Here is a 14,067-nt window from a genome sequence, read left to right as displayed (position 1 = left end):
TCGATAATGAGCTATGCTGTGCCTCATTACCTGTTCTTCGGACATTATTATTTAAAGAAATCCTTTTCATTATCCATCGTCAACTATCCATTAATTACGCAAATCTACAAATATTTCCGATAAGTTGGAGAGAAAATGATTTTTTATACAATAAGTCCTTCTAAATAATAAGAGAAATTCCTACCTTTGCAGGCAAATTAACAAATAGGTAAAACATCTATTACAAAATGAGCGAAAAAGCACCCTTTATGGTATTCTCGGGAACAAACTCGAGATATCTTGCAGAAAAAATCTGCGCAAGCCTGAATTGTCCTCTGGGAAATATGAACATTACCCATTTTGCCGATGGCGAATTTGCTGTTTCATATGAGGAATCAATTCGTGGCGCCCATGTATTCTTGGTTCAATCCACATTCCCAAACTCAGACAACTTAATGGAACTTCTCCTGATGGTTGACGCGGCAAAACGTGCATCAGCAAAGAGCATTGTAGCCGTAATTCCCTATTTCGGATGGGCTCGTCAGGATAGAAAAGACAAACCTCGTGTATCTATCGGAGCTAAACTAGTAGCCGACCTGCTTTCCGTTGCAGGTATCGACCGACTGATTACTATGGACCTGCACGCAGACCAGATTCAGGGATTCTTCGATATTCCGGTAGACCACTTGTATGCGTCAGCCGTATTCCTCCCCTACATCCAGTCATTGAAATTGGAGGATCTGGTGATTGCTACACCGGACGTAGGAGGTTCAAAACGTGCCAGCACTTTCTCCAAATATCTCGGTGTACCGTTGGTACTCTGCAACAAGTCGCGTGAGAAAGCCAATGAAGTTGCTTCCATGCAGATTATCGGTGATGTGAAAGATAAAAATGTAGTATTGATCGATGATATCGTAGACACAGCCGGAACAATCACCAAAGCTGCCAACATTATGCTGGAAGCCGGTGCAAAGTCTGTACGTGCTATTGCCAGCCACTGCGTAATGTCCGATCCCGCTTCATTCCGTGTACAGGAATCCGGTCTGACAGAAATGGTATTTACCGACAGCATTCCTTACGCTAAGAAGTGTGCGAAAGTAAAACAGTTAAGTATCGCCGATATGTTTGCTGAGACAATCAAACGAGTTATGAACAACGAGTCAATCAGCTCACAGTATATCATCTAGTCGAAACTTCATTTTCAACTAAATAAAAAATAATCGCAGGTAAAGTAAAGAACTAAACCTGCGATTATTTTTATTTGATAACGCTGCCTTCATTGCGCAGCCAACTTTCAACTTCCAACTCTCAATTTTCCACTTTATTGAAGTCTTCCGAATTTGTATGTTCCTTTTCTGATTATCTTCCCGTCTTTATCCGTTTCCACAAAAGGACCATTCTTCTTTCCTTGTTTGAAGAAACCATCGAAACGGTTACCGTCTTTATCAATCTGAACCCCTTGGCCTTCTTCCAATCCATCAACGAAGCCACCTTTATATTGCATACCCGCAACAGTCTTTAAAGTCCCCTCACCATTCGGACGGTTATCTTTCCAATCCCCCTCGTACACATCACCATTACTCCATTTATGGATACCCTTACCCTCACGTCTGTTATTTTTCCAGTCACCTTCGTACACAGCACCATTCGACCAGGTAAAAGTTCCTTTCCCATCTTGCATACCATCCTTGAAGTTACCTACATACTTATCACCGTTAGCATGATAGTAAATTCCCTCACCCGTACGTTCACCCAAGAGATAAGAACCCTCGTAACGATCTCCCGTATGGAAAAAATAAGTACCCTTTCCATGCTGGATATCATCTGCCCAGTCACCCTCATATTTATCTCCGTTAGTATATTCAAATACTCCTTTTCCATGACGGACATCATCTTTCCAGTCTCCTTCATATTTACATCCGTCATCCCAGTTCATAGTACCCTTACCGTTTTTCTTGTCATTCTTCCAATGACCGGTATATTTAGCGCCATTCGCCCAAGTATACGTACCTTCACCCTCACGCTTATCATTCACCCAACCACCTACATACAAGTCACCGTTGTGATAATACATTGTCCCTTTGCCATGCTGGTAGTCCTGATACCACATACCGTCATAACGGTTGTTATTCATAAAATAATAAATACCTTTTCCGTGCTGTTGGTCCTGATACCATTGTCCTTCGTACTTTTCTCCGTCAGGAAACATATAGATGCCATACCCTTCACGTTTCCCCTTCACATATTCACCCTCGTAGACATCCCCATTTTTAAAGACCGTCTTTCCTTTCCCGTTTGGTTTGCGTCCTTTCATTTCTCCTGTATAGACACTGCCATCCTTAAAAGTATAGTTGCCAATCTTTATTTCTGTAGAGAATGTATCCTTTATCTTTCCGAAGAATCCGCCCTTTTTCCCTTCATTTTCTTGTGCCATTACCCCCTCTTGTGCCAGGAGAGCCAATAAAAGTGTAGTATATAGATATTTCTTCATTTATTTTAGTTGTTACTCATTTTTAGAATTACGATTTGGACAAAGATACGATTTCTCTCCCAAAAAGCCCCTTACCGGAAAGCAAATTATGACAACTTTTTACCTGCAATGACCTCTTTTAATGTCTCTTTGCATAAATAACGCTGCGCTAAATCCTGTATTTCCGCAGGAGTAATCTCGTTTACGGCTTGCAAAGAACGTGCGAAGTAATCATCCTTCAAACCGGAAGTAGCTATAAATATCCACGCATCCGAGAGAGAGAAAGGCGATTCATAACTGCGGCACATTTCTCCCAACATATAGTTGCGCACTATCCTCAACTCTTCTGCAGATACAGGATCCAGGTGCAACCGGTCTATTTCGTGATATACTTCCTGTATTAACAGCTCCACATATTCATTATCCGTCTCCGTCGAAACAATCAGCAAGCCGCTATCCGGATAAAATACTACTCCTGCCGATATGCCATAAGTATACCCTTTATCTTCGCGAATGTTGGACATCAGACGGCTACCGAAATAACCTCCGAACAATGTCATCAGCACACGCAGCTTCGGATAGTCGGGATGTTCGCGAGTAATGGTGGTACATCCCATTTTCACTGCGCTCTGCATAGCGTCTTCACGTTCCGTAAAAATCCTCTTCTCAGGTATAGCCGCAAACGGGAAACTCGACTTCGGCATCTGTAATTGATATTGCCCGAACGGAATCCCGAAAATATCCGTTACACGGCTAATGATATCATCCGTCACCTTGCCGGATAAGAAAATGGAGCAATTGCCGGAATGGTAATACCGCTCATAAAACTCACGAAGCACTTCTGGAGTTATGGTATGATAATCCTCCTCCATCACTATTTTCCCGCACGGATGTTGTTCACCGTAAAGAGACTTCAGCAAACTACGATGTGCAAGAAAATCAACCTTAGAGGTATTGACCAAATATTGCTGGATATTGGTATCCAGAATAGTTTGAAGCTCCTTTTGTGGAAACAGTGGTTCCTTAATCATCGACTCTACCACTTCCAACGTTTTCGCTAAATACTTATTCAATGAATAAACAGTGATATAAGCATACTCCGAAGAACTGGAGAGTTCTAGCCACGAACCATAATAATCCAATTTCTCCGCAATGGTGGCAGCCGTATATTTCGTCGTACCTTCGCGCAACATACGGTTCGTAAACAAAGCTTGCAACTTCTGCGACTGCTGCCAGCGACCTCCGGAGAAAAGCACATCCATACGCACCACTTCCTGTTCACCGGCATTAATAACAGTCAGCGGAATACCATTCGGCAACGTTGTCCTGACAGGAGTCTGTATATGGAAATTTTTCAGAGGTTGTATCTCAGGCTGTATCGTGCGATCCATAAACGTTATAATCTATTTTTCAAAAATTCTTCTGCACGCGCCAAGTCCTGTGGAGTATCAATTCCAATCGTTTCCACTTCACTGATCCCCACTTTTATTTTATACCCGTTTTCCAGCCAGCGCAGTTGCTCCAACGATTCCGCTATCTCAAGTGATGATTGCGGTAGTGCGGTTATCTCCCTCAGCACTTCCGTACGGTAAGCATACAAACCGATATGTTTATAGTAGGTATGTCCTTTCAGCCAATCCTTCTTCTCGGCATTACGCTGATAAGGGATGATAGAACGACTGAAATACAGGGCATTCCAATTTGCATTGACTACCACTTTGGGAGAGTTCACATTCTCAAGTACGGCAAACGGCTCATCAGCAGTAAAAGGCTTTACCAATGTAGCAATCTGTGTAGTAGGATCTTCAAAACAAGCTTTCACGGCATTCAACTGCGAAGGCTGTATAAAAGGCTCGTCCCCTTGTATATTGACTACCACATCAAAGTCCCCTCCAATCTTGACGCAAGCCTCATAACAACGGTCCGTACCGCTTTTATGATGAACAGAAGTCATCACCACCTTACCGCCGAAAGCTTTCACCGCCTTCTCAATTCGTTCGTCATCAGTAGCCACATACGCATCATCCAAAATGCCGGCTACTTGTTCATACACACGCTGTATCACTGTTTTTCCGCCCAAGATAGCCAACGGTTTCGCAGGGAAACGGGTAGAGGCATAACGGGCAGGTATAATTCCCAGAAATTTCATTTATTTAATAGATAATGAAGAATAAAGAGCGGATAATGACTGCTGCACATATTCCCTCTCCCAATCTTCCGGTTTTATTATTTTATCATCATACAAAAGTATATCAATATCCAAACAGACTTTCTCTTCCTTCTTATCCTCCGGCAGACGACCGGAAGCCAGTTCTATGTCTTTCAGTATCCTCTTCACGAGTTCCTCATCCTTATCCGAAAAGAACATGATCACTTGATTGGAAAACAAAGCCGGATTTTTGAAGAACAAAGGTTCCGTCTCCAACTCAGGTGCCCGGTAGATAGGAGAAAACTGTTCCGCCAGTTTCTGCCTGGCAAAAGTCAGATTCTCCGTTCTATTGTAGTTGCTCCCTATGCAAACAATGTATTTGTGCATCTTTTTAGTTGAAAAGATCATCCAGTCCCATTTCCTCCACCTCGCCATCCGGAGTCTCCGAACCGGCACAAGGATCGAATCCTTCCGGAAGTTTAAAAGTTTCCTGCTGATCGTATCCCAAAGTCGGGTCATCAAATACCTTCTTCATATATTTTGCCCAAATAGGTAAAGCAGCGGCAGCTCCCTGTCCGTATGTCATCGATCCGAAGTGGATATCACGTTCGTCACCTCCAACCCAACAGCCGGACACCAACGAAGGGGTAAAGCCCATAAACCAACTATCCGAGTTCTCATTTGTCGTCCCCGTCTTTCCACCCATATCCGCAGTAATTCCATAACGTCGGACACGTCCGCCCGTTCCTTCATTTATAACGGCACGCAACATGACCAACATTTTATATACACTTGAAGTACTGATCACCTCATCCATTTGTGGCGCAAACGTAGAAATCACATTACCTTCACTGTCCTCGATCCGAGTCACAAACAAAGGAGCCACCCGAATCCCCCTATTAGCAAAAGCAGTATATGCACTCACCATCTCTCCGACAGAAATCTCACAAGGTCCCAGACAAAGTGAAACAACCGGGTCGATGGCCTTGTTGCGCACTCCGAAACTATGGATCAGCCGCACCAATTCATACGGATTCAGTTTGCCCATCAGATAAGCCGAAATCCAGTTATCCGAATTAGCCAGTCCCCATTTTAGAGTAACCATCTCACCATAACGCTTCTTATTGGAATTACGTGGCGACCATGGTTCCCCAGTTTCTGTAATCAACGTTTGCTCTACGTGGCGCACCTGGTCGCAAGGAGAAAAATTATTCTCCATAGCCAGCGTATACAAGTACGGTTTGATAGTAGACCCTACCTGACGGCGTCCTACCATCGCCATGTCATATTGGAAATATGTATAATTAGGTCCGCCAACATAAGCTTTCACATGCCCGTTCATAGGATCCATCGACATAAAGCCGGTACGAAGGAATGACTTATAATAGCGGATTGAATCCATCGGAGTCATAATCGTGTCCTTGCTTCCCATCCACGAAAAGACTGTCATTTCCTGCGGTGTATCGAATGCTTTCCGAATCTCCTGTTCAGAATTCCCCGCCTCTTTCATCAGCCGGTAACGCTCTGTCTGTTTCATGGCCTTCGTCAACAGTTCTTCCACCCGTTTCGCAGGCAGCACTCTTGCGTATGGCGCATTCTTACTTCCTACTTTTTCTTTGAAAAACAAAGGTTGCAAATAACTCAAATGTTCTTCTACCGCCTCCTCCGCATATTGTTGCATCCGCGAGTTGAGAGTCGTATAAATCTTCAGTCCGTCCGTGTAGACATTATAATTCGAACCATCCTTCTTTTTATTCTTCGCACACCAGCCATACAGAGGATTCGTTTCCCAAGAAAGGGAGTCTTCATAGAATTTCTGCATTTGCCAACCACGATAATTACTCTTCACCGGCTTGGTTGCTGTCATCACACCACGCAGGTATTCACGGAAATAAGTAGCCAAACCTTCCTTGTGGTCAACACGGTTATACGACAATTTCAAAGGAAGCGCTTGCAGAGAATCACATTCGGATTCAGTAATATATCCCGCTTTACGCATCTGTCCAAGCACCACATTACGACGGCCGCGAGAACGCTCATTAAAACGAACAGGATTATAGAGTGACGGATTTTTACACATACCAACCAAGGTAGCCGCTTCCTCTATTTTCAAGTCCTTCGGTTCACGGTTAAAATAAGTATGCGCAGCCGTCTTAATACCGACAGCATTATTCAGGAAATCAAACTTATTGAGGTACATACTCAGAATTTCCTCTTTGGTGTAATAACGCTCGAGTTTTACGGCAATCACCCACTCAATCGGTTTCTGGAAAAGACGCTGGAGAGTATTTCTCGCCACATTCTCCGTAAACAACTGCTTGGCAAGCTGCTGTGATAAAGTACTTCCCCCACCCGCATTTTTCTGGAATAACAAACCACGTTTCACAAATGCACGGAACAACGCCTTAGCGTCAATCCCCGAGTGTTCGGCAAAACGAACATCTTCTGTCGCAATCAACGCATTAATAATGTTGGGTGACAAGTCCTTGTAGGCTGTATACACACGATTTTCCTTACTATAAGACCAAGTACCGAGCACTTTCTCATCCTCAGAAAAGATCTCCGTCGCAAATTTATAACTTGGATTCTCCAGTTCCTCCACTGGAGGCATATAGCCGATCCAACCTTTCGAAATAGAAACAAAAATAATGACGACAGCCACTACTGCGATTGCCAATAAAATCCAAAGAGCTTTTATTATTTTTCGAATCATGTTTTTTCTTGCTTATAAAAAATGCACTTAATTAAGTTACAAAGGTAGATAAAATCCGGTAGCCGACCAAACAAAAACAGGCGGGATTTTTATTCCCGCCTGTCATTCACCCTAACTCTATCTATTCAGAGTTACCAATTATGAACGAGTCGTATAGTAACTCACCATTTATCAATAGTCTGTAATTTCCATTCTCCTATCGTACAGCGTTCACTATCAAAGTTGATCGCCACTTTCACTACCGGAAGCCCACACAAAGCGAAGCGTTCAGGATAATTCTTCAGATTGATCTGTTCCAGAGCTTCACCGGCAGTCTTGTCAAGCTTCAACTCCATCACATAGAGCGTTGTTTTCGTACGAAGCACCACATCCACTCGACCACGGGGGGTACGGACTTCAACATCCACAAAAGAACCCAATAAGCTGAAAATAATGTAGAACATCTGCTGATAGTGACCTTCATACCTTGTATTGTCACAATAAGGAATGGTAGACAAGAAAGTCTGCAGCCGACGCAACGCAGAATCCATATCATCATTACGGATATCACGGGAAAGATAAGCTACCATGGTATTCGTTTTTTCAGTAGGTGTAGACACATAATAAGGCAACAGACTCCTCATCAAGCCGACCCTAACTTCTTTATTAGGAATATCCAATGTGTACAGTCCCAACTCGCTATCGTAACCCTTGATGGTGATATAACCGCTCTGATATAACAGCGGAGTAATACTGGACATTGTCTCCGTCGGTGCATCAAAATCCTCCACAGCTGCTGTTTTTCCTCCGACTTCAGAAGGTTCAACACCGAACTTCTCCAACATCTTTATCAAGTATGTAGGAGTGCCGCTACCGAACCAGTAAGAACCGAACTTGCCATCCGCAAAAGCATTCAACAGACTGAACGGATTATAGAGGTCGGGAGACGGATAAGTGAAATGATAACCGTCATAATTCCCCTTCAACTTCAGCAAGACCTCTTCAGGGGAAATATTCAATTTCGCAGCCAACATCCCCATATCCTCTTTCATCTGCGTTAGCATCTCATCCTCCGTTATTCCGCAAATTGCAGCGTATGGCTCATCCATGCTGATATTCTTGATATTATTCAATTCACTAAAGATACTCAACTGAGAGAACTTGGTGATACCAGTCAGAAACACATACTTCAGATAAGGATCACAAGCTTTCAAGGGACTATAGAAGTTACGCATGATATTACGTAATACGCCTAGATTTTCCTTTTCGTGTACCACATCAAGCAAAGGAGCATCATATTCATCTATAAGAACTACAACCTTTTTCCCTGTCTTTTCATAAGCACACTTGATAAGACGGGTTAATCGCAGATTAGCATCACCGGCAGTTGTATCGAGACCGAAGGTCCGCTCATAGTCTGAAAGCATAAAGTCAAGCAAACGCTCCAAACGCTCCTTATCCACATGCTTCGCCATACTCATATCAAAATGAAGAACCGGATATTCTATCCACTCTTTCTCCAACCTCTCCATAGCCAACCCTTGAAACAGGTCCTTACGACCAGAGAAATAACTATGCAAAGTAGAAGTAAGCAAAGATTTACCAAAACGGCGAGGACGACTCAGAAACACATATTTCGCAAAATGAGTCATGCGATAAACGTATTCCGTCTTATCAATATAAAGGTAATTCTTCTCACGAATTTCAGAAAAAGTCTGTATCCCTATGGGGTATAATCTTTGCAAAGCTTCCATATCAATCATATTTTTCACAAAGCTACAAAAAATATCCGTTCAAAAAGAAAGCAGGCAGAAAACTTTTTCCCGCCTGCTCCTTTTACTCTATATGAACAGCTCCACAGGTACAAAAGGTACAGTAAATACACCCCGCATTTTTCCACGCACACGTACGCACGTACCTAGTTAATTCGCGCACGTGTGCGTGTGTATAGAGAGCCCCCCAAAAAGTGTACCTACTGTACCCGCCATAACCACCGCACCTGATAAACTCATCATACCCGCCACACCCATCGTCAAACAAACACAGTGCTATATAAGTCCTAAAGCAGTGCTTTACGACCTCTAAAGCTATGCTTTAGCCTTCGTAAAGCACTGTTCTAACAAATATATCAACTATCTTCACAGACAGTTGATATATCTCACATACAAATCATATTAGCTTCATGCTAATATGAGGGTATAAGTCAGGAACATACCACTGTACTCTTCCCGACCTTTTGTCAACGTCAAACCTTGACGTATAGTTCTGTTATCCGTACTCTTTCCCCATACCTGATATTAAATTCGATTTATATAGGGAGCTTTGCGACTTATTCATATTGCCAAATGTCATCCATAGTAATTGGCACATAGGCCCCCTCTTTCATTTCTATAATGACAGAGGGCTCATGCACAATAAGAGTATGCCACATTCCGGCAGGTACTTGTACGCCATAAATACCACTTGCAGGATTCAATTCATGCCGAGCACATTCAACACCTTTTTCATCATAAAAAAGTTCCGTTATATGACCTCTAAGCAGAATGACAGTCTCAATTGTTTTAGTATGACGATGAATAGGAACATGCGTTCCCGGTAGCAAGGCATTGAGCATACGCTGCGAAGTGTCACCTTCACCATTACGCAAATCAAGATTAATGCGCCGCCGCTCATTTGTTCCCGCCTGAGCTAACAGTTCATCAAGCAGTTTATCATTTATTTCCATATTTTTCATTAACTTTTGCACGTAGATATTCTTCGTGTAGGTGATAATATTTTCTCTTGAACAAGACATAGACGATACAAAGTAATACCAGCACTACAACTAAATACAAATACTTATTCATGGGCAAATAAATAGCCCCCAAAGAGATTATTAATTGCATAACCATATAGACGGTCGACACTACCACATGCTTAATATGCAATTCATTGGCCATCAATTGATAAACATGTTTACGATGAGGTTTGCCTATATTTTCATGCAATAATATCCGATGGAGAATAGTGAGTACACTATCAACGCCATATACCATTAGCAGCAGAATAGCCCAATAGTTTCCGCTTTTTAATATATAAGAACCTAAAAAGTAAAGCAAAATAAACGCAATGGATACACTTCCCACATCACCTGCAAAACATTTAGCCTTAGTGCGGAAGTTAAAGAAGCAGAATATCAGCACGCTAAGCAAAGCCACAATAATGAAATTCCGGTCGACAAACCCCTCCCGCGAATTGAGAATAAGCAACGGAACAAGCACAGCCAACGAGTAACCGCCGGTAATACCATTTATTCCATCCATAAAGTTATACGCATTGATAATGCCGGTGCATACTATGAGCGCAATGATAACCACCCACCAATACTCGGGCAGCAAAATCCCCCACTGGTAGAACATGAGTGTCATGGCGACAAAGTGCACAATCAAGCGAAATTTATTGGATACCGAATGAATATCATCCGCAAAACTGATACCACCCAACATAGTGAGTCCTAACAGGAACCAAGGACATGTAAAACCATAGAAGGCAGCATAAAGCCAGGCTCCAAACAAGAAAATAATACCTCCGCCACGCAACACAATAGTACTGTGCGATGAACGCAAGTTGGGTTTGTCTATAATGTTAAACTTGTCGGCAATCTTAAAATAGACCCATTCAAGAACAAGCAATAATACTGCTATTAACAGATATACAACCATACTTATTTTGTATTTGTAAATGATTTAATGGTTTGTGTAAGTCCTTCTTCGGCACGTATGGGCATTTTATCTATACCCAGTGCCTTTTTTATTTTAGCATTGCTAACCACATAGTCTTCAGTTAGCTTTGTCAAACGCTCCGAGTTTAGTGGCAGGTGCAACCCATCTCCCACCTTCGCCATACCATTCATCAGCCCTTTGGGCAGATACCAAATACGTGCTTTCTTACCCAAAACCTTGCAGATAACTGTAATAAGTCCGTTGGTCGATAACGCCTCATCGTCACACATATTATAAATGCCCGATTCCACTTCCTTAACAAGCAGCCCTTTTATGACAAAACAAAGGTTGTCAATAGAGGTAAAGCAGCGGTGATTTTCAAAAGCCCCCAAAGGCCAAGGTACTCCTTTTTTCACCACTCCATAGAGCAAATTGAGATTCCCCTTGTTTCCGGGACCATGTATCATACAGGGACGCAGGATATACACTTGCTTATCTGCGGCCGGATGAGATAGGATATATTCTTCAGCTTTGATCTTCGATTCACCATAAGGTCCTACTGGATTGGGAACAATATCTTCAGTCAGAATATCACCGGGGACAAAGTCAGCAGCCGCTTTCACTGATGAAAAGAAAATGAACTTCCCGGCCGATGATTTAAGAAACCAGTCATACATCTTTTGAGTGAGCCCCGTATTTACCTTAAAATACACTTCCGGCCCAGAAGTTTTCTTCAAATCATGTGCCTTGCCGGCAAGATGGATAACGGCATCTACTTGTGGAATCTTATTTTCGTCAAGATCATCCCAGGAAAAGGTCTTGACCACACCCTCCTTTTCAGGCGCTACGATATCAAGGCCGTAAATTTCATTACTTTGCCCCAAAGCTTTTACCAAATTCCCCCCTACAAAGCCGTGAATTCCGGTTATAAGTATCTTCATAATATTTTATTTACCAAATCAACGTATTGTTTTGTTACCTTTTCTTTTGTGTAATAGCGCTGTATCACATCATATCCGTTACGCCCCATTTTCTGAAGCTCTTCACGCGACACCGATGCTAGCCATTGTGCCATTTCATCTACCTTCTTATCAAAGTCCTTCTCAGTAATAAGCTTTGCACAATTATAATCCTTAGTGAAGTTTACGATAGGTGTTTTGTCTCCGGAACATATAAGCAACGGTCTTTCACAAGCCATAATGGTATACACCTTAGACGGAAATCCCATCATTTCCATTTCGGGTGCCATAAAGATGAACTGCACGTCACTGTATGCCAATATACTCGGCATCAGATGGCGAGGTTGATAATCGAGTACATGCAACTTGTCCAGTCCCTTCTCTGCTTTCTGTTGTTCCAAGTATGATCGTTGTACCCCCATACCTATCACAAAGTACTCAACATTCAAATCCTTTGTTTTTTCGACCAATGCCACCAGCGGACGCCAGTCTTGCGCATGTCCTATATTCCCGGCATAAAGCAATTTCAAAGAATCGGTTTTAGGAAAGATATTCTCGTCAAGAGGTTCTACATTAGTTGGGTTATAGAGGTCAGTATCTACGAAGTTGGGAATGATGTGTAGCTTATTCGGATCTTCAAAACGACTCACAATCGTATTATAGAAAACATCGTCAATGGTAGTGATTGCAGCAGACTTGTTGTAAATGCAACGTTCGACTTTCTTTAAACAAGCGATTATCGGTCCTGTTTTCTTCTTTAGGATATCGGGATAAATTTCCTGTACATTATATATAACTTTGCAACCTTTTAATTTACCGAGGATGAGATTAAGCATTCCTATGCTGAGAGGTGGCGAGGGCGACACTATTACACTAACATTGCGTATGCACAAACCAAGGAGAAACGAAATGATGTGCCAATAAACAAAACCAAGAATACGCAATGCAGTGCTCTTGAACTTCTTTTGTGGCACATGCATTACCTTTATACCATGAAAATCACTTTCCTTATAAATTCCGGGGATTTTCCACTTTAGCGGTTGCTTTGCCAGTTGTTCCTCTACTACATTAAAGTGCGGTGTTGTAGAAAGCACTACTACCTCATAACCTTCTTTTTGAAATCTAAGTGCGATATCGTTATAAAGATATGCAGTGGAAACACCATCTGGGCTGAAGATAAGACTGTGAATTAAGACTTTCTTGCTCATTTATCAACGTTTATATTAAATCGTTCCTTAAAATATGTCCGCATCTCTTGCGGTGTAGGATTTTTCCCTATATAATATTCCATCTCTTCAATCTTGGCATCTATAAGATACCTGTACCAATATGCCTGTAATGTAGCCCAGATAAAGCCGGGTTTGCCATCGAGAAAGCCACCAAAACAGATGTAGCGAACGAAGAAATACATGAATGCACGCAAGAATTTGGGCAGTTTATAATACTTCCCTTTCTCCCTGTTACGGCTCTCCAATCCATTCCCTCCCGATACAGTGTCGTTCCAATAACCTTCATAAGCAGCCACAATCTCACGGTTGGCATAGTTGTTGTGCTTTTGAGTCCATTCAGTGAGTCCATTTAAATTTTCATCAATAAATCGATGCTTCATATCTACTGTATCACCTTCGGTAACATAAATTTGTTCATCCATCCAACGCTGTTCCATCATTGCCTTTCCTGTACGCCATAAACGCATCAAACGGATTGTATGTAGTTTCCCATGCTTTAATTCACGCCCAAATAGCACTACATTGCGCGGTAACATGCAACCTGCAACATTAGCAGGCAGCAAAGGTAACTTCTTCTCTACCTCTTCTATAAGTTCATCAGTAAGGTATTCGTCAGCGTCCAAACGCATGGTCCATTCCGTTTTAACAGGACAATTTTCCATCGCCCATATAAATTGCTGTGCTTGATTCACATACTTATTTTGCAACACTATCGCACCATGTTCACGCGCAATGTCACAGGTTTTATCGGTTGAGTAGCTGTCTACTACATATATCTGTTTGGCTATACGTTTTGCATTGTCAATGCTTCGTGCAATGTGTCTTTCCTCATTATATGTGAGGATTATTACAGAAAGATCTAACATTTCTATTTGACGTTATTTTAAC

12 protein-coding genes are annotated in these 14,067 nt (G+C 42.2%); 1 reads left to right on the top strand and 11 read right to left on the bottom strand.

Translation table 11 applies throughout. The features are described 5' to 3' along the window. The first annotated feature begins 227 nt into the window (after positions 1 to 227). Positions 228 to 1,166, top strand: coding sequence for a ribose-phosphate pyrophosphokinase (locus tag H8S63_RS00640; RefSeq protein ID WP_007755426.1), 939 nt, complete (start codon positions 228 to 230; stop codon positions 1,164 to 1,166). A 134-nt stretch (positions 1,167 to 1,300) separates the two neighbouring features. On the opposite strand, the gene H8S63_RS00635 is transcribed toward H8S63_RS00640, so the two are convergent. The 11 genes from H8S63_RS00635 to H8S63_RS00585 form a co-directional block, all read right to left on the bottom strand. Further along, a complete protein-coding gene (locus tag H8S63_RS00635; RefSeq protein WP_186925415.1) occupies positions 1,301 to 2,470 on the bottom strand; it encodes a phosphatidylinositol-4-phosphate 5-kinase in 1,170 nt (389 codons plus the stop codon). A gap of 86 nt (positions 2,471 to 2,556) precedes the next feature. Then, complete coding sequence (locus H8S63_RS00630; protein WP_186925414.1) at positions 2,557 to 3,840, bottom strand: pitrilysin family protein; 1,284 nt, start codon at positions 3,838 to 3,840, stop codon at positions 2,557 to 2,559. 5 nt (positions 3,841 to 3,845) lie between these two features. Then, positions 3,846 to 4,598, bottom strand: a complete 753-nt coding sequence (gene kdsB / locus H8S63_RS00625) for a 3-deoxy-manno-octulosonate cytidylyltransferase (protein ID WP_007755418.1) — start codon at positions 4,596 to 4,598, stop codon at positions 3,846 to 3,848. Beyond that, a complete protein-coding gene (locus H8S63_RS00620) occupies positions 4,599 to 4,985 on the bottom strand; it encodes a 2-amino-4-hydroxy-6-hydroxymethyldihydropteridine diphosphokinase (RefSeq protein ID WP_022276363.1) in 387 nt (128 codons plus the stop codon). A 4-nt stretch (positions 4,986 to 4,989) separates the two neighbouring features. Further along, positions 4,990 to 7,311: a transglycosylase domain-containing protein gene (locus H8S63_RS00615; RefSeq protein ID WP_186925413.1), complete on the bottom strand. Its 2,322-nt coding sequence runs from the start codon at positions 7,309 to 7,311 to the stop codon at positions 4,990 to 4,992. 161 nt (positions 7,312 to 7,472) lie between these two features. Beyond that, entirely contained in the window at positions 7,473 to 9,044 is a 1,572-nt protein-coding gene (locus tag H8S63_RS00610; protein WP_186925677.1) for an ATP-binding protein, read from the bottom strand. Positions 9,045 to 9,619: 575 nt separating this feature from the next. Continuing rightward, positions 9,620 to 10,015, bottom strand: coding sequence for a WbuC family cupin fold metalloprotein (locus tag H8S63_RS00605; protein WP_186925412.1), 396 nt, complete (start codon positions 10,013 to 10,015; stop codon positions 9,620 to 9,622). Then, complete coding sequence (locus H8S63_RS00600; RefSeq protein WP_186925411.1) at positions 10,002 to 10,991, bottom strand: glycosyltransferase family 4 protein; 990 nt, start codon at positions 10,989 to 10,991, stop codon at positions 10,002 to 10,004. Before H8S63_RS00600 ends, H8S63_RS00605 begins: the two co-directional genes overlap by 14 nt. A 2-nt stretch (positions 10,992 to 10,993) precedes the next feature. Continuing rightward, entirely contained in the window at positions 10,994 to 11,932 is a 939-nt protein-coding gene (locus H8S63_RS00595) for an NAD-dependent epimerase/dehydratase family protein (protein WP_186925410.1), read from the bottom strand. Next, the gene (locus H8S63_RS00590; protein ID WP_186925409.1) at positions 11,929 to 13,158 is read right to left on the bottom strand and encodes a glycosyltransferase family 4 protein; all 1,230 of its coding nucleotides are present in this window, start codon (positions 13,156 to 13,158) and stop codon (positions 11,929 to 11,931) included. Before H8S63_RS00590 ends, H8S63_RS00595 begins: the two co-directional genes overlap by 4 nt. Beyond that, the gene (locus H8S63_RS00585) at positions 13,155 to 14,045 is read right to left on the bottom strand and encodes a glycosyltransferase family 2 protein (RefSeq protein WP_186925408.1); all 891 of its coding nucleotides are present in this window, start codon (positions 14,043 to 14,045) and stop codon (positions 13,155 to 13,157) included. Before H8S63_RS00585 ends, H8S63_RS00590 begins: the two co-directional genes overlap by 4 nt. Positions 14,046 to 14,067 lie beyond the last annotated feature (22 nt).

This window comes from Bacteroides sp. NSJ-39, assembly GCF_014287315.1.
GTDB classification, from domain to species: Bacteria; Bacteroidota; Bacteroidia; order Bacteroidales; family Bacteroidaceae; genus Bacteroides; species Bacteroides finegoldii.
Note: the sequence above shows the minus strand (reverse complement) of the source record. Positions and strands in the feature narration are given on the sequence as shown.